16 protein-coding genes are annotated in these 15798 nt (G+C 64.4%); 9 read left to right on the forward strand and 7 right to left on the reverse strand.

Features of this window, described 5'->3' with window-relative positions:
• The first annotated feature begins 9 nt into the window (after positions 1 to 9).
• The 6 genes from rlmH to DW2_RS09265 all read left to right on the forward strand — a co-directional run bounded on the left by rlmH (position 10) and on the right by DW2_RS09265 (position 5931).
• Positions 10 to 477 (forward strand): 23S rRNA (pseudouridine(1915)-N(3))-methyltransferase RlmH, encoded by a 468-nt coding sequence (gene rlmH / locus DW2_RS09240; RefSeq protein WP_038145668.1) that lies wholly within the window; start codon positions 10 to 12, stop codon positions 475 to 477.
• A gap of 54 nt (positions 478 to 531) precedes the next feature.
• Entirely contained in the window at positions 532 to 1269 is a 738-nt protein-coding gene (locus tag DW2_RS09245) for a class I SAM-dependent methyltransferase (protein WP_156102932.1), read from the forward strand.
• A 69-nt stretch (positions 1270 to 1338) separates the two neighbouring features.
• On the forward strand, positions 1339 to 2862 hold the full coding sequence (gpmI, locus tag DW2_RS09250) for a 2,3-bisphosphoglycerate-independent phosphoglycerate mutase (protein WP_038145671.1): 1524 nt from the start codon (positions 1339 to 1341) through the stop codon (positions 2860 to 2862).
• Positions 2859 to 4001 carry a murein hydrolase activator EnvC family protein gene (locus DW2_RS09255; protein ID WP_038145673.1) on the forward strand — a complete coding sequence of 381 codons (1143 nt, stop codon included), beginning with the start codon at positions 2859 to 2861 and terminating at the stop codon, positions 3999 to 4001. The genes gpmI and DW2_RS09255 overlap by 4 nt, the downstream gene beginning before the upstream one ends.
• Positions 4002 to 4003: 2 nt before the next feature.
• Positions 4004 to 5413, forward strand: a complete 1410-nt coding sequence (locus DW2_RS09260) for a S41 family peptidase (protein ID WP_051855770.1) — start codon at positions 4004 to 4006, stop codon at positions 5411 to 5413.
• A gap of 32 nt (positions 5414 to 5445) precedes the next feature.
• Positions 5446 to 5931 (forward strand): RNA pyrophosphohydrolase, encoded by a 486-nt coding sequence (locus DW2_RS09265; RefSeq protein ID WP_038145675.1) that lies wholly within the window; start codon positions 5446 to 5448, stop codon positions 5929 to 5931.
• Positions 5932 to 5935: 4 nt separating this feature from the next.
• Here DW2_RS09265 and nadC read toward each other — a convergent pair whose 3' ends face one another.
• The 7 genes from nadC to DW2_RS09300 all read right to left on the reverse strand — a co-directional run bounded on the left by nadC (position 5936) and on the right by DW2_RS09300 (position 12196).
• Positions 5936 to 6772: a carboxylating nicotinate-nucleotide diphosphorylase gene (nadC, locus tag DW2_RS09270; RefSeq protein WP_038145678.1), complete on the reverse strand. Its 837-nt coding sequence runs from the start codon at positions 6770 to 6772 to the stop codon at positions 5936 to 5938.
• Position 6773: 1 nt separating this feature from the next.
• The gene (locus tag DW2_RS09275) at positions 6774 to 8327 is read right to left on the reverse strand and encodes an L-aspartate oxidase (protein ID WP_038145680.1); all 1554 of its coding nucleotides are present in this window, start codon (positions 8325 to 8327) and stop codon (positions 6774 to 6776) included.
• Positions 8324 to 9376: a quinolinate synthase NadA gene (gene nadA, locus DW2_RS09280; protein WP_038145682.1), complete on the reverse strand. Its 1053-nt coding sequence runs from the start codon at positions 9374 to 9376 to the stop codon at positions 8324 to 8326. Before nadA ends, DW2_RS09275 begins: the two co-directional genes overlap by 4 nt.
• A 103-nt stretch (positions 9377 to 9479) precedes the next feature.
• The gene (gene dnaQ / locus DW2_RS09285) at positions 9480 to 10178 is read right to left on the reverse strand and encodes a DNA polymerase III subunit epsilon (RefSeq protein ID WP_038145684.1); all 699 of its coding nucleotides are present in this window, start codon (positions 10176 to 10178) and stop codon (positions 9480 to 9482) included.
• The gene (gene coaE / locus DW2_RS09290; RefSeq protein WP_038145685.1) at positions 10171 to 10770 is read right to left on the reverse strand and encodes a dephospho-CoA kinase; all 600 of its coding nucleotides are present in this window, start codon (positions 10768 to 10770) and stop codon (positions 10171 to 10173) included. Before coaE ends, dnaQ begins: the two co-directional genes overlap by 8 nt.
• Entirely contained in the window at positions 10767 to 11606 is an 840-nt protein-coding gene (locus DW2_RS09295) for a shikimate dehydrogenase (protein WP_038145686.1), read from the reverse strand. Before DW2_RS09295 ends, coaE begins: the two co-directional genes overlap by 4 nt.
• Positions 11603 to 12196, reverse strand: coding sequence for a Maf family protein (locus DW2_RS09300; RefSeq protein ID WP_038145687.1), 594 nt, complete (start codon positions 12194 to 12196; stop codon positions 11603 to 11605). The genes DW2_RS09295 and DW2_RS09300 overlap by 4 nt, the downstream gene beginning before the upstream one ends.
• A 400-nt stretch (positions 12197 to 12596) precedes the next feature.
• Here DW2_RS09300 and DW2_RS09305 point away from each other — a divergent pair, with 400 nt between their 5' ends.
• From DW2_RS09305 to mnmE, 3 genes are all read left to right on the forward strand, one after another.
• On the forward strand, positions 12597 to 13061 hold the full coding sequence (locus DW2_RS09305; RefSeq protein ID WP_038145688.1) for a CopD family protein: 465 nt from the start codon (positions 12597 to 12599) through the stop codon (positions 13059 to 13061).
• A 137-nt stretch (positions 13062 to 13198) separates the two neighbouring features.
• Entirely contained in the window at positions 13199 to 14470 is a 1272-nt protein-coding gene (gene rho / locus DW2_RS09310) for a transcription termination factor Rho (RefSeq protein WP_038145689.1), read from the forward strand.
• A 34-nt stretch (positions 14471 to 14504) separates the two neighbouring features.
• The gene (mnmE, locus tag DW2_RS09315; protein ID WP_038145692.1) at positions 14505 to 15788 is read left to right on the forward strand and encodes a tRNA uridine-5-carboxymethylaminomethyl(34) synthesis GTPase MnmE; all 1284 of its coding nucleotides are present in this window, start codon (positions 14505 to 14507) and stop codon (positions 15786 to 15788) included.
• The last annotated feature ends 10 nt before the right edge of the window (positions 15789 to 15798 follow it).

Genomic DNA, 15798 nt, shown 5'->3' on the forward strand with positions numbered 1-15798 from the left:
GCCCGGCCGATGAAGATCACGATCTGCGCGGTAGGCCGCCTGCGCAAGGGGCCCGAGCGCGAACTGATCGACGACTATCTCAGCCGTTTCGAGAAAACCGGGCGGGCCTACGGGCTCGGCCCCGCCTCCATCGTCGAGGTCGAGGACAAGAAGGGATTGGGGCAGGGGGCCGAGGCCGAGCTTCTGGCCCGCGCCATCCCCGACAGTTCGGTCATCGTCACGCTCGACGAACGCGGCAGCCTGATCTCCTCTCCGGATTTCGCCCGCAAGATCGAGGGCTGGCGCGACGGCGCGCGCGACATAACCTTCGTGATCGGCGGAGCGGATGGGATCGAACCGGGGCTGCGCGACCGGGCCGAGTTCTCGATCTCCCTGGGCAAGATGGTCTGGCCGCATATGCTCGCCCGGGTGATGCTCGCCGAACAGATCTATCGCGCCGGCCAGATCATCGCCGGCACCCCGTATCACCGCGCCTGAATTCGGGAATCGCCTCGGCGCCGGTTCGTAAACGCAGGAAAAAGGGGCGGCACATTGACCAGCATCCAGCCGATGCAGAGTTTGCGCGAGATGGCGATCACCCGGGGCTCGATCCCGGATGACGCGCTCGCCCTGATGGGGTTTCAGCGCACCCGCCAGATCAGTGCCACCGCCCGCCAGGCCTGGGAAACCGGCGATCGCGACAGTCTTCTCGAAGAGGTCCGGGCCCGCGGCGACGAGATCTTTCGCGGCACCCTTGCCGAGGTGTTCACCGAATATCTGCCGCTCCGCAAGACGCTCACCGATATCGGCCGCGTACCGCGCCATGTGATCGATATCGGCTGCGGTCAGGCGCTCAATGATGCCTTTCTGGTCAAGGATTACGGCTGCAAGGTCACGCTCATCGACATCGAGGAGACGCCCGAGCAGTATCATGCCTGGAACGAGGAGGGATCGGGTTATGCCTCGCTGACGGCGGCGCGGGATTTCCTGAAGGAGAACGGCGCATCGGAGGTGGTGACGCTCAACCCGCTCCGCGAGCCCGAGAAACTGCGCGACCTCGAAGGCGATCTCGTGACCAGCCTGATCTCCTGCGGCTTCCACTATCCTGTCGGCGATTACCTCGATCTTTTTCTCGAGGCGCTGAAGGGCGGGGGCGCGGTGATCCTCGATCTGCGGCGCCACTATCTGCGCAATCCCGATGACGCGCTCGCCACGCTTTTGCGCGAGAGCCGCCAGACCCCAATCATCGGGTACGAATCCAAGGCCGATCGCATCATGTTTCAAGCCTGATCACGGCCCCGGTGGTTGCCGCGCCGCGGGGCGAGGCGTAAACAGGGCCCAGATCTCAAGGAGGCCGCCATGACCCGTCCGAAACCCGTCGTCCTGTGCATTCTCGATGGCTTTGGTGAGCGAAAGGAGCGCGAGGGCAATGCCCCCCTGCTGGCCGACACCCCGACCCTCGACAAGTACATCTGGAACAACCCGACGAAATCGACGCTGATCACCTTCGGCCCCGATGTCGGCCTGCCGAGCGGCCAGATGGGCAATTCCGAGGTGGGACATACCAATATCGGCGCGGGCCGGGTGGTGGCGATGGATCTCGGCCAGATCGACCTCGCGATCGAGGACGGGACTTTCTTCGAGAACAAGGCGATACTGGACTTCATCGAGACGCTGAAAGCCTCGGGCGGCCGGGCGCATCTAATGGGCGTCGTCTCGGATGGCGGGGTTCATGGCCATATCGAACACCTTCTGGCGGCCGCGAAGATGATCTCCGAGGCAGGCGTTCCGGTGCTCATCCACGCGATCACCGACGGCCGCGACGTGGCCCCCGACAGCGCGAAACGCTTCGTCGCGGATCTCTGCGACCGGCTGCCCGCGGGCTGCACCGTGGTCACGGTCGACGGACGGTATTACGCGATGGACCGCGACAACCGCTGGGAGCGGGTCGGGCTGGCCTATGACGCGATGATCAAGGGGGAGGGCCCCGGGGCCGACACCCCCGTCGCCGCGGTCGAGGCGAGCTACGCCAAGCAGGAGATGGACGAGTTCATCAAGCCCACCGTGATCGGCGGTTACGACGGCGCGAAGGATGGCGACGGTTTCTTCTGCCTGAATTTCCGCGCCGACCGCGCCCGCGAGATCCTGCGCGCCATCGGCGAACCGGATTTCGCGGAATTCGACACCGGCCCGCGCCCCGACTGGGCCGCGCTTCTGGGCATGGTCGAGTATTCCAGCAGCCACAACGCTTATATTAAAACCGCCTATCCGAAGCGCGAACTGGTCAACACGCTGGGAGAATGGGTTTCGAAACAGGGACTTACCCAGTACCACCTCGCCGAGACCGAGAAATATCCCCATGTCACCTTCTTCCTCAACGGCGGCAAGGAGGAGCCCTGGGAGGGCGAGGATCGCTACATGCCGAAATCGCCCAAGGTGGCGACCTATGACATGCAGCCTGAGATGAGCGCCCCGGAGGTGACCGAGAAATTCGTCACGGCGATCGAGAACGGCTATGATCTGATCGTGGTGAATTACGCAAACCCCGACATGGTCGGCCATACCGGCTCGCTCGAGGCGGCGATCGCTGCCTGCGAAGAGATCGACCGGGACATGGCCAAGGTGATCGCGGCGCTCGAGACGGCGGGCGGAACGATGATCGTCACCGCCGATCACGGCAATTGCGAAACCATGATCGACCCGGAAACGGGCGGGCCGCATACCGCGCATACGACGAACCTCGTGCCGGTGGCGCTGGTGGGCGGGCCGAAGGGCGTGCATCTGCGCGAAGGCCGCCTGGCCGATCTTGCGCCGACGATCCTCGACCTCATGCAGCTTCCGATCCCGGAAGAGATGACCGGAAAGAGCCTGATCGTATCGTGATCCGTGCCGCGCTTGCAGCCCTCCTGATCTCCGCCGGCCCGCTCTGGGCGGAAAAGGCCCCGCAGACGGCGATGCAGGCGGCCGACGAGTTGCGCGCGTCGATCGACGCGCTCGATGCCGCGCGCTCGGAACAGGACCGGGTGAAGGCGCTGACCCGGACGATCTCGGCCTATGAGGTCGGTCTGACTGCGCTGCGCGACGGTCTGCGCCGGGCGGCGATCCGCGAGAACGAGATCAAGAAAGGCTTCGACGCCAAGCGCGAGGAGCTCGGGGGGCTGCTCGCGGTGATGTCGACGATGCAGCAATCGGACGGGCCGCTCCTGCTGCTGCATCCTTCGGGGCCGGAGGGCTCGGCGCGGTCCGGAATGGTTCTGTCCTCGGTCGCGCCGGCGCTTCAGGACGAGGCGCAATCGCTCGGCAAGCAGCTCGAGGAGATCGCCACGCTGCGCAAATTGCAGGAGAACGCGCGCGAAGTGCTCGAACGCGGAATGGTGTCGGTCACCAAGGCGCGCACCGCGCTCTCGGAGGCGATTTCGGAGCGTGACAAGCTTCCGCGCCGCTATATCAGCGAGCCCGAAGAGTTGCGGCAACTCGTGGAAAGCGCCGACACGCTCGAGGGTTTTGCCAGCGGATTGAGCGGGCTCGAAAACGACATCGGCCCGCCGATGCTCGATTTCGCGAGCGCGAAAGGCACGCTGAAACTCCCGGTGATCGGCTCTGTCCTGCGCGGCTATGACGAGACAGACGCGGCCGGCATCAAGCGCCCCGGCCTCGTGATCGCGACCGAACCGGGAGCCCTCGTGACCACGCCCTGGCCCGCGACGGTCCGCTATCGCGGCCCTCTGCTCGACTACGGAAATGTGATGGTGCTGGAACCGGCCGAAGGATATCTTCTGGTTCTTGCGGGGCTCGGGACCGTCTATGGTGAAGTGGGAGACGTCTTGCAGAAAGGCGCGCCGATCGGGCTGATGGGCGGAATTCAGCCGGGTGCGAAGGAATTCGGCAAGGAATTCGTGCAGGCTGCGGCAGATGGCGCTGGTGCAGATCGGAGCGAGACGCTTTATTTGGAACTGAGACAGGGCGGCACGCCCATGGACCCGACACCGTGGTTCACCCAGACAAAAGACGACAAGGGTTGAGTATGAAAAAGTTCATGATGGCAGCGCTGGGCGGCACGCTTGCGGGCGCGGTGCTCTCGACGCAAGTTGCGGCCCCGCTGATGGCCCAGGAGACGAAGCAGCCCGACACCGTTTATCAGCAGCTCGACCTTTTCGGCGACATCTTCGAGAAGATCCGTCAGGACTATGTCGAGCCGGTGGACAGCAAGAAACTGATCGAAGCCGCGATCAACGGGATGCTGAGCTCGCTCGACCCGCATTCGAGCTATCTCCCGCCCAAGGATTACGCCGATATGCGCGTGCAGACGCGCGGCTCCTTCGGTGGCCTCGGTATCGAGGTCACGCAGGAAGAGGGCATGGTCAAGGTCGTCTCGCCGATGGACGGGACGCCCGCCGCCGAGGCCGGCATCAAGTCGGGCGATTACATCACTGCGGTCGATGGCGAGTCCCTGATGGGCATGTCACTCGATCAGGCGGTCGAGAAGATGCGCGGCCCGGTCGGCTCGGACATCACGATCACCATCGTGCGCGAAGGCGAGAAAGAGCCCTTCGACGTCACGCTCACCCGCGATACGATCAAGCTGACCGCGGTGCGTGGCCGGCATGACGGCGACACGGTGATCCTGCGCATCACGACCTTCAACGACCAGACCTTCCCGAACCTCGAATCCTCGATCAAGGAGCAGGTCAAGGAAGTCGGCGGGATGGACAAGGTCGATGGCTTCATCATCGACCTGCGCAACAACCCCGGCGGGCTGCTGACGCAGGCGATCAAGACCGCCGACGCCTTCCTCGACAAGGGCGAGATCGTCTCGACCCGCGGCCGCAACGCGCAAGACAGCGAACGCTTCAACGCGACGCCGGGCGATCTGGCCGATGGCAAGCCGATCGTGGTGCTGATCAATGGCGGGTCGGCCTCGGCCTCCGAGATCGTGACCGGCGCGCTCCAGGATCACCACCGCGCGATCGTCGTGGGCACCAAGAGCTTCGGCAAGGGCTCGGTCCAGACGGTCATGCCGATCCAGGGCGAGGGCGCGATGCGTCTGACCACCGCGCGCTACTACACGCCCTCGGGCCGCTCGATCCAGTCGCTGGGCATCCAGCCCAACGTCGTGGTGCCGCAGCCGGAACCGAAGCCGGCCGATCAGAACGCCGAGGACAAGAACGGCAAGACCAGCCAGATGACCTCGGAAGCCGATCTGAAAGGCGCGATCTCGAACGACTCGATGAGCGCGGACGAGAAGAAGCAGGCCGAAGACGAGCGCGCGAAAGCCGAAGAGGCCGCGAAGCGTCGCCTCGACGACTTCCAGCTGTCCTACGCGATCGACCTGATCAAGGGCCTCGCGACGCTGGCGCCGGAACTGCAGGGCGAAAAGGCGGCCGCCGCTCCCGCTGCCGCCCCGGCCGAACCCGACGCGACCAAGAAGAACTAAGGGGGAGGGGGCCTGCGGGCCCCCTTTTGCTGATGACACCCGAAGCCATCGAGAAACTTCCCTACCGCCGCAATGTCGGCGTCGTCCTGATGAACCCGGCGGGGCTCGTCTTCGCCGGCCAGCGGATCGACAATCCCGGCCCCGCCTGGCAGATGCCGCAAGGCGGGATCGACAAGGGCGAAAAGCCGAAGGAGGCCGCGCTGCGCGAGCTCGAGGAAGAGACCGGCGTGACGCCGGATCTCGTCGAATTCGTCGCGAAGACGCCCGAATGGATCAGCTACGACCTGCCGCATGACCTGGTGCCCCGGATCTGGAATGGCCGCTGGCGCGGGCAGGAGCAGAAATGGTTTCTGTACCGGTTCCTCGGCTCGGACGATCAGGTTCGGATCGAGACCGACCATCCCGAATTCTCGGTCTGGCAGTGGATGGATTTCGACGAGCTGGTCGAGAAGATCGTGCCCTTCAAGCGTAGCGTCTACGAGGCCGTTCGCACCGAATTTCGAGACTATCTCGGCTGAAACCTCAGAAATCGAGGCCCAGATCGAGGGTGCGCGCCGAATGGGTGAGCGCCCCCGACGAGATGTAATCCACGCCGGTCGCCGCCACGTCGGCGATGCGCTCAAGCACCATGTTGCCCGAGGCCTCCAGCACCACGCGGCCCGCGTTCAGCGCAACTGCCGCGCGCAATTCTGACGTATCCATGTTGTCGAGAAGGATCACATCCGCGCCGCCGATCTTGAGCGCCTCTTCCATCTGGCGCAGCGTGTCGACCTCAAGCTCGATCCGCATCATGTGGCTGCGCGCGGCTTTCGCCGCCTCGAGCACCTGACGGATGCCGCCGGCCGCCGCGATGTGGTTGTCCTTGATCAGGATCGCATCCGACAGGCCATATCGGTGGTTCGACCCGCCGCCATGCACCACCGCCGCCTTTTCCAGAAGGCGCAGCCCCGGAGTGGTCTTGCGGGTGCAGGTGATCCGCGCCTTGGTGCCGGCGGTTTTCGAGACGAATCCGGCGGTTTTCGTGGCGATCCCGCAGAGACGGCCCGCGAAGTTCAGCGCCACGCGCTCGCCCATCAGGATCGAGGCAGCCGCGCCTTCGATGGTCATCAGCGTCTCGCCCTTGCGGCAGGGCTTCCCATCCGCGACGAGAACCGAGATCCGCAAGCCCGGATCGACCAGCCGGAACGCCATCGCCGCGACCTGCATTCCCGAGACGACCCCGTCTTCGCGCGCATTGAGCCGCGCCGAATAGGTCTTGCCGGCGGGGATCACCGCTTTCGTCGTCGCATCGCCCATCGGCGAGAGGTCCTCGACCAGCGCGGCGCGGACAATCGGTTCGATCAAGAGGTCGGGCAGCATCTCACTCCTCCAGGGCTTTGGCGCGGATTTTCAGCGCATCGTCGAGCGTCATCTTGGTCCTGTGGGCCATCTTAGGGTCGAGTTCCGGGAAATCCGACCGGTAATGACCACCACGGCTTTCCTCACGAGCGAGCGCCGCGGCCGCGATCAGCGTCGCCGTCGCGGTCATGTTGCGCATCGTCTCGGTGCGCGCATGTTCCTCGATCCCGGCGATCACCCTGAGTGCCGTTTTCAGCCCCTCCGCGTCGCGCACCACACCCACGCCATCGGTCATCGCATGGCGCAGGCGCTGCACCGCATCGTCTTTCACGGGAATCTCGCCCGTTTCGGGAAACTCCGGACGAACGTCGTCGGGCGCCGGGATCTCACCCAGTTCCGCCTCGATTCCGAGCGCGCAGATCCGGGCGAAAACCAGTGCCTCCAGAAGCCCGTTCGACGCCAGCCGGTTCGCCCCGTGAAGCCCGGTCGAAGAGGCCTCGCCGCAGACCCAGAGCCGCGCGAGCGAGCTGCGCCCCTGCGCGTCCGTATCGACGCCGCCCATATGGTAATGCGCGGCCGGAGCCACCGGAATTGGGTCGGAAACAGGGTCTATTCCAGCCCGTGTGCACGCCTCGGCCACGGCGGGAAAGCGCGTCATGACCTCTTCGCCCAGAATCGCGCGGGTATCGAGCGCGGGCTCCCGCCCGGCTTTGCGCTCGAGATAGACCGCACGCGCCACGATGTCGCGCGGCGCCAGTTCCGCATCGGGATGCACCTTGAGCATGAAACGCTCGCCACGAGTGTTGACGAGGGTCGCACCTTCGCCGCGCAGCGCCTCGGTGGCGAGCGGGGCAGGGTCCTCGCCGCTCGCGATCGCGGTGGGATGGAATTGCACGAATTCCGGATCGGCGATGCGCGCGCCCGCCCGCGCCGCCATTCCGATCACCTGGCCCCGGATGCGCGGCGGGTTCGTCGTCATCGCGAAAAGCCCGCCCGATCCGCCCCCCGCGAGAAGCACCGCCGGGCAGCGGATCAGCACCGCGCCCGAGGGCTCATAGGCGCGCTCGATCCAGACCCCGGTGACGCGCTCGTCCTCGACCTCGAGCCGGGTGGCGAGTACGCCCTCAAGCACCTGGACCGACGGGGTCTGGCGCACCGCGCCGACCAGGGTCTGCATGATCTCGCGCCCAGCCTGATCGCCCTTCACCCGGACGACGCGCGCCTGGCTGTGCGCCGCTTCGCGCGACATCACGTAATCGCCCTTCTCGTCACGATCGAAGGGCGTCCCGAGATCGGTCAGGGCAAGGATGTGTCGGCGCGCCTCGTCGGTCACGAGGCGCGCGATTTCGGGCGAAACAGTGCCTGCTCCGGCATTCAGCGTGTCGCGTGCATGGGCCGCGGGCGTATCGCCCTCCGCCATCGCCGCCGCGACGCCCCCCTGCGCCCAGGCCGAGGAGGCGCCTTCGCCGAGCGTTTCCGGCGATATCACCAGAACCGGACGCGGTGCGAGGCTCAGCGCGGCATAGAGCGCGCCCAGACCGGCGCCGACGATGACGATCCGCTGCGTCTCGATCACTTCGCGATCGCCTGCGATAGCTCGATCATCCGTTCGACCGCGACACGCGCCTTCTCGGCGATGGCAGGATCGACGATCACCTCCGCGGTGCCGGTATGCAGCGACCAGAGGATCTTCTCGAGCGTGATCTTCTTCATGTAGGGGCACATGTTGCACGGCCCGACGAAATCGACCTCGGGCAGGGCATCGGCGATGTTCGAGGCCATCGAGCATTCGGTGACGAGCATCGCCTCTTTCGGCTTTTCGCGCTCGACATAGGAGATGATCCCCGAGGTCGACCCCGAGAAATCGGACGCATTGACCACATCGGGCGGGCATTCGGGATGCGCGATGATCCGCGTGTCCGGGTGCAGTGCACGGAAGTCATTGATATCCTTAGCGGTATATTGCTCGTGCACGATGCACGAACCCGCCCACCAGACCACCTTCTTCTGCGGCACCTGCGCGGCGACGTTCTGCGCGAGATACTGGTCGGGCGTCATGATGATCATGTCTTCGGGCAGCGCCGCCACGATCTGCGCCGCATTCGACGAGGTGCAGCAGATATCGGAAGCCGCCTTCACCTCGGCGGTGGTGTTCACATAGCTGACCACCGGCGCGCCGGGATATTTCGCGCGCATCTCGGCGATGCCCTCCGCGGTGATCGACTCGGCGAGCGAGCAGCCCGCCTGCATGTCGGGGATCAGAACCGTTTTCGACGGGTTCAGGATCTTCGAGGTCTCGGCCATGAAATGCACGCCGCATTGCACGATCGTCTGCGCCTCGACCTTGGTCGCCTCGATCGCGAGTTGCAGGCTGTCGCCCACAACATCTGCCACGCCGTGATAGATTTCCGGCGTCATGTAGTTATGCGCGAGGATCACCGCGTTCTTCTCGCGCTTCAGCCGGTTGATCTCGCGGATATAGGGCGCATAGCGCGCGAAATCGGGCAGGGGCACGACGCGATCCATCGTCTGATGGATGTCGCGCATGTCCTCCGCCAGCGCCATCGACGGCGCGAGATCGTAGCTCTCGGCCAGTGTGGCGCGCATTGCGGTCAGGTCCAGCATGGGTCTTCCTCTCCCTCGTGCCCCGAACAGGCCTTGGATGTAATAAGAGTTTACGCCGGGTTAAATGGAAAAATGGCCAGAAATCGTGCAATCGTGCACTGATTCAGTCGTAGCGATGCCAGATCGCGGCCTCTCCCAGCTTGCCCACGAAGGCTGAATGCGCCTCGCTCTCTTCGGCCGTTAGGCGCGGCGGCAGCGGCTCCGGGCGCGGTTTCGGCCGCCAGGCCTCATTCACGCCTGCGGCATTTTTTTGCGCGGAGTCAACGGGATGCAAGCCAAATCCGGGCTGCCTGCCGCCGATGAGCTCCAGATAGACTTCGGCCAGGATCTCGCTGTCGAGCAACGCGCCATGCAGCGTCCGCGCCGAGTTGTCGATGCTGAACCGGCGACACAGCGCATCAAGCGTGGCGGGCGAGCCCGGAAAGCGGCGCCGCGCCATCGCGAGCGTGTCGAGCGCGCGGTCATCGGGGATCAGCGGCATTCCGGCCCAACGCAGTTCGGCATTGAGAAATTTCATGTCGAACTTGGCGTTGTGGATGACCAGAACCGAATCCGTGCCGATGAATTCAAGAAAATCCAATCCGACTTCGACGAATTTCGGCTTGTCGGCGAGGAATTCGTTGCCCAGCCCGTGCACCTCGAAGGCTTCCTTCGGCATCGGGCGTTCTGGGTTGATGTATTGGTGATAGGTATTGCCGGTCGGCATGTGGTTGAAGAGTTCGACCGCGCCGATCTCGACGATCCGGTGGCCCTCCTCGGGCTCGAAACCCGTGGTTTCGGTATCCAGAACGATTTCACGCATGCCGCTCACCCCTGATCTTCGCGATCAGGTTTCGCACATCTCGGCGCGTGTCCTCAAGGTTCAGCGTGTCGATGACGTAGAGGGCGCGGGCGCGTTTCTCGGCATCGGGCATCTGACGCGCGAGGATGAAATCGAATTGCGCCTCGGTCATGCCGGGCCGTTCGAGGACCCGTGCGCGCTGGCTCTCGGGCGGGGCGGAAACGACGAGCGTCGCATCGCAGACCGCATCGGCGCCGGTCTCGAACAGGAGCGGGATGTCGAGCAGGATCAGATCCGCACCGGCATGATCCGCGATGAAGGTTTCACGTGACGCCGTGGTCAGCGGATGCACGATCGCCTCGAGGCGCGACAGCGCGCCCGGGTCTGCGGCGAGTATCTTCTTGAGCGCGCCGCGATCGACCGCCCCCTCGACGATCGCCTCGGGAAACACCGCCGCGATCGGTGCGACCGCCGCGCCGCCTTTCGCGTAGAGCTCGTGGACGGTGCGGTCTGCATCCCAGACCGGCACGCCAGCCTCGGCGAACATCGCGGCCGTCGTGGATTTTCCCATGCCGACCGACCCGGTCAGCCCGAGAAGGAAGGGGCGGCTCATGCGTTCAGGACCGCGTCACGCAGATCGTCGGTGACCTCGGGGCGCTGGCCGAACCAGCGCTCGAAGCCGGGAACCGCCTGATGCAAGAGCATCCCGAGACCGTCCACCACGGTGCAACCGGCCTCCTCGGCTTCGGCGAGGAATTTCGTCTTGAGCGGCGTATAGACGAGATCGCAGCAGGTCGCGCCGGGTTGCAGCGCGTCGAGCGGCACGCGAAATTCCTGCTTTCCGGTCATCCCCAGCGAGGTGGTGTTCACCACGGTCGTAGCCCCTTCGAGCATGTTGCCCGCCTGCACCCAGTCATAGACGACAAGGCGGGCGCCGAATTCCGCGCGCAATGCATCGGCGCGCGCCCGGGTCCGGTTCGAGATCCGGATTTCGGGGGCGCCGCCTTCGAGAAGCGAGGCGACGATGGCGCGGGCCGCCCCGCCGGATCCGAGAACGGCGGCAGGGCCCGATGCGGCATCCCAACCCGGTGCGTTCTGTTTGAGATTGGCAATGAAGCCGTACCCGTCGGTATTGTCGGCATAGATCTTGCCGTCAGCGCGGAAGATCAGCGTGTTCGCCGCCCCGATCAACGCAGCCCGATCCGAAATCACATCGGCGATCTCGAGCGCGCGCAGCTTGTGCGGAATGGTGACGTTCGCACCGACGAAACCAGCCTTGGGCAGGGCGCGCAGAACGGTTTCGAAATCCTCAGCGGCAATGTCGATCGGGATGTAGTAGCCCGCGATTTCGTATTGCTCGAACCAGTGACGGAAGAGGGCGGGCGAGCGCGAATGCGCGACCGGGGAGCCGATCACGCCTGCCAGAGGAATTCGGGGATGCTCGCTCATGTCTTCAGGTCTCCTCGGGCATGCAGCCAGTTCAGGAATTCGATCAGGGGCAGGCCCAGGACGGCGAAGTAATCGCCCTGCACACGCGAGAAAAGCCGGACGCCTTCCTCCTCGAGCTTGTAGCTGCCCACCGACCAGCGGATGCTCTCCCAGTTGCGCGCGACGTAATCGTCGAGAAACGCATCGGAGAGGTCGTGCATCGTCAGCCCGACTTCGGCGACATGGCGCCAGAGCGGTTCGCCGTCGCGGATCGCGACCAGCGCCGAGAGCAGCTTGTGGGTCTGGCCCGACAGGGCCCGCAGCTGCGCCTTGGCCTCATCCGGCGTCTCGGGCTTGGAAAAGATGCGGCCTTTCAGCTCGAGCACCTGATCCGCGCCCAGGGTGAGCACACCCGGATTCCGCGCGGCGATCTTCGCGGCTTTCATCTCGGCCAGGAGATCGGCGACGTCGCGCGGTTTCGCCTCTTCGGCCTCCAGACTCATCCGGATCGCGTCCTCGTCGATGCGCGCGGGCGCGACTTCGACGGTCAGGCCGGCGTTGCGCAGCAGCTGGGCGCGGATCTCGGAGGCGGAGGCAAGACAGATGTTCATGGAATTGTGGATAAGCGGGCGCAGAACTCTAGGGGTGTTTTTGGGCATAACCGTCTTTCGCGGGTATCTCCACAAAATCCGGCGAGCTCAAGGCACGTTCGCGGAAGTTTTCCACCTGTGAATCTCGGCTGTCCCGAGATGGGGAGAATTTTTCTTCTCCCGAAGTCTATCCCAAGAGTTATCCACAGGATGACGTCAAGGCACTAACATAATTTCATTTTTTTTATCAAATATTTAGCTTGATTTCGTTCGAGAAATCTTGGATCTCGACCACAGCTTTTCCGCCTGTGGAGAAGTTCTTGATAAAGTGTTAATCCACACCATCAACAGGCCCTACATCATCATCATCTCTTTTCTATAAAAGTTTTGATTTAGTAGAGGTCGTGGTTTCGGAGGCGAAATGACCGACTTTCTGAGCAACTGGTATCCGTGGGTCAAAGCCCTTCACGTGATGTCGATCATCGCCTGGATGGCAGGGCTGTTCTATTTGCCGCGGCTCTTCGTCTATCACGTCGAGGGCCTGCAAAAGCGGGGCGTCGAGCGCGGCTCGGAGATGGAGCTGTTGTTCCGTCACCAGGAACGCCTGCTGCTGAAGGCGATCATGAACCCGGCGATGATCGCGAGCTGGCTCTTCGGTCTGATGCTGGTCTTCACGCCCGGCATCGTCGACTGGTCGAGCGTATGGCCCTGGACGAAGGCCGTCTCCGTACTCGGGATGACCTGGTTTCACATGTGGTGCGCGAAGGAACGCAAGGCGCTCGCAGAGGGCCGGAGCGCGCGCACGGGGCGCCATTACCGGATGATGAACGAGCTTCCGACGCTGTTCATGGTGGTGATCGTCGCCTCGGTGATCGTGAAATTCTGAGCTTTCGTTGACTCAGCGCGAGTTTGCGCCTATCTCCGCCAATAAGCCCCGGCCGTCCGGCCGATCGGTTTTTCTGACCCATGATGAAATTTCGCGCCCCCGGCCGGTCCGGCGAGGCGCCCGCTGCTGGTGATCCCATGTCCGAAGAACGCCTCAATCTCTCCGATCTCAAAGCCAAGAGCCCCAAGGAATTGCTGGCTCTCGCCGAGGAATGGGAAATCGAAAACGCCTCGACGATGCGCAAGGGCGAGATGATGTTCTCGATCCTCAAGGAACATGCCGAGGACGATTGGGTGATCGGCGGCGACGGCGTTCTCGAAGTGCTCCAGGACGGCTTCGGGTTCCTGCGCTCGACCGAGGCGAACTACCTGCCGGGCCCCGATGATATCTATGTCTCGCCCGACATGATCCGCCAGTACAGCCTGCGCACCGGCGATACCGTCGAGGGCGTGATCCGCGCACCGGGCGAGAACGAGCGTTACTTCGCGCTGACGACCGTCGAGCGGATCAACTTCGAGGAACCGGAGCGGGCGCGCCACAAGGTGGCATTCGACAACCTCACTCCGCTTTATCCGGACGAGCGGCTGAAGATGGAAATCGAGGATCCGACGATCAAGGACCGCTCCGCGCGGATCATCGATCTCGTGGCACCGATAGGGAAGGGGCAGCGCTCGCTGATCGTGGCACCGCCGCGGACCGGTAAGACGGTTCTGCTGCAGAATATCGCCTCCTCGATCGAGAAGAACCACCCCGAATGCTACCTGATCGTGCTGCTGATCGACGAACGGCCCGAAGAGGTGACCGACATGCAGCGCTCGGTGAAGGGCGAGGTGATTTCCTCGACTTTCGACGAACCGGCGACGCGTCACGTCGCGGTCTCGGAGATGGTGATCGAGAAGGCCAAGCGCCTGGTCGAGCACAAGCGCGACGTGGTGATCCTGCTCGACTCGATCACCCGTCTGGGTCGCGCCTTCAACACCGTGGTGCCGAGCTCGGGCAAGGTGCTGACCGGTGGTGTCGACGCGAACGCCCTGCAACGCCCGAAGCGGTTCTTCGGCGCCGCACGGAATATCGAGGAAGGCGGCTCGCTGACCATCATCGCCACCGCGCTGGTCGATACCGGCTCGCGGATGGACGAGGTGATCTTCGAGGAATTCAAGGGGACCGGTAACTCGGAAATCGTGCTCGACCGCAAGGTCGCGGACAAGCGCGTCTTCCCGGCGATGGACATCCTCAAATCGGGCACCCGGAAAGAGGAACTTCTGGTCGATCAGAAGGATCTGCAGAAGACCTATCTGCTGCGCCGCATCCTGAACCCGATGGGCACGACCGACGCGATCGAGTTCCTGATCTCGAAGCTCAAGCAGACGAAGACGAACTCGGAATTCTTCGACTCGATGAACGGCTGAGGCCGTCCTGTCTTCCTCGCGCAAGAGGATTGCGATGGATACGATCTATGCTCTGGCCACGGCCCGCGGAAAAGCGGGCGTGGCCGTTATTCGTATTTCCGGGCCGCGCGCCTGGGCGGCGGCGCATGCGCTGGCCGGATCTCTGCCGAAACCGCGGATGGCCGGGTTGCGCAAGCTGCGCCTCGAAGGCGAGGAACTCGACGAGGCGGTGGTGCTGTGCTTCGAGGAGGGGGCGAGTTTCACCGGCGAGGACGTGGCCGAGCTGCATATCCATGGCGCGGTCGCGACCGTCTCGGCCGTATTGCGGGCCCTCGGGCAGATCGAGGGGCTGCGGCTGGCCGTGCCCGGCGAGTTCACCCGGCGCGCGCTGGAGAACGAGCGGTTGGATCTCGCGCAGGTCGAGGGGCTGTCGGACCTGATCGAGGCCGAGACCGAGGCGCAGCGCAAGCAGGCACTCAAGGTTCTGTCCGGCGCGGTCGGCAAGCTGGTGGAGGATTGGCGCTCCAAGCTGATCCGGGCCGGGGCGCTGATCGAGGCCACGATCGACTTCGCCGATGAGGAGGTTCCCGTCGATGTCTCGCCCGAAGTGCTCGAACTGATCGAGGCGGTGGCCGGGGGGATCTCGGGCGAGCTGCGACGGGTCGGGGCCGCGGAGCGGGTGCGCGAAGGGTTCGAAGTGGCCATCGTCGGCCGTCCGAACGCCGGAAAATCGACGCTTCTCAATGCTTTGGCTGGCCGCGAGGCGGCGATCACCTCAGAGATTGCCGGGACGACGCGTGACGTGATCGAAGTCCGGATGGAGATCGGCGGGCAGGCGGTGACGCTGCTCGACACGGCCGGTCTGCGCGAGACCGAAGATGTCGTCGAGGCGATCGGGGTGGAGCGTGCGCTCGATCGGGCGCGGCAGTCGGATCTGCGGGTTTTCCTCCTTGACGGGGAAGAGGTGCCGCTGATCGCGCCCGAACCCGGCGACCTGATCGTGCACGGCAAGGCGGATGTCACCCCGCACGAAGGGCTATGCGTGTCCGGCAAGACCGGCGCGGGCCTCTCGGAACTGATCGCGGCGATCGAGGAACGCCTCGCGGGGCTGAGCGCGGGGGCCGGCGTGATGACGCGCGAGCGGCACCGGGTCGCGATGCGCACGGCATTTGAGGCTTTGGAATCGGCGCGAAATGAGGTATTGCGCGGGCCTGATCGGAGCGAGCTCGCGGCGGAATCGCTGCGCCAGGCGACCTGGGCGCTCGAATCGCTCGTCGGTCGGGTAGATGTCGAGAACCTTCTGGACGAGATTTTCTCGAGCTTCTGCATCGGTAAGTAAGGAGTGTTTC

Source organism: Thioclava atlantica, from assembly GCF_000737065.1.
GTDB classification, from domain to species: Bacteria; Pseudomonadota; Alphaproteobacteria; order Rhodobacterales; family Rhodobacteraceae; genus Thioclava; species Thioclava atlantica.

What these genes read in the sequence shown, in the direction of transcription:
- rlmH (WP_038145668.1), top strand. Translation starts at nt 10, where the DNA reads ATGAAGATCACGATCTGCGCGGTAGGCCGCCTGCGCAAGGGGCCCGAG.
- gpmI (WP_038145671.1), top strand. Translation starts at nt 1,339, where the DNA reads ATGACCCGTCCGAAACCCGTCGTCCTGTGCATTCTCGATGGCTTTGGT.
- DW2_RS09260 (WP_051855770.1), top strand. Translation starts at nt 4,004, where the DNA reads ATGAAAAAGTTCATGATGGCAGCGCTGGGCGGCACGCTTGCGGGCGCG.
- DW2_RS09265 (WP_038145675.1), top strand. Translation starts at nt 5,446, where the DNA reads ATGACACCCGAAGCCATCGAGAAACTTCCCTACCGCCGCAATGTCGGC.
- nadC (WP_038145678.1), bottom strand. Translation starts at nt 6,772, where the DNA reads ATGCTGCCCGACCTCTTGATCGAACCGATTGTCCGCGCCGCGCTGGTC.
- nadA (WP_038145682.1), bottom strand. Translation starts at nt 9,376, where the DNA reads ATGCTGGACCTGACCGCAATGCGCGCCACACTGGCCGAGAGCTACGAT.
- dnaQ (WP_038145684.1), bottom strand. Translation starts at nt 10,178, where the DNA reads ATGCGTGAAATCGTTCTGGATACCGAAACCACGGGTTTCGAGCCCGAG.
- coaE (WP_038145685.1), bottom strand. Translation starts at nt 10,770, where the DNA reads ATGAGCCGCCCCTTCCTTCTCGGGCTGACCGGGTCGGTCGGCATGGGA.
- DW2_RS09295 (WP_038145686.1), bottom strand. Translation starts at nt 11,606, where the DNA reads ATGAGCGAGCATCCCCGAATTCCTCTGGCAGGCGTGATCGGCTCCCCG.
- DW2_RS09300 (WP_038145687.1), bottom strand. Translation starts at nt 12,196, where the DNA reads ATGAACATCTGTCTTGCCTCCGCCTCCGAGATCCGCGCCCAGCTGCTG.
- DW2_RS09305 (WP_038145688.1), top strand. Translation starts at nt 12,597, where the DNA reads ATGACCGACTTTCTGAGCAACTGGTATCCGTGGGTCAAAGCCCTTCAC.
- rho (WP_038145689.1), top strand. Translation starts at nt 13,199, where the DNA reads ATGTCCGAAGAACGCCTCAATCTCTCCGATCTCAAAGCCAAGAGCCCC.
- mnmE (WP_038145692.1), top strand. Translation starts at nt 14,505, where the DNA reads ATGGATACGATCTATGCTCTGGCCACGGCCCGCGGAAAAGCGGGCGTG.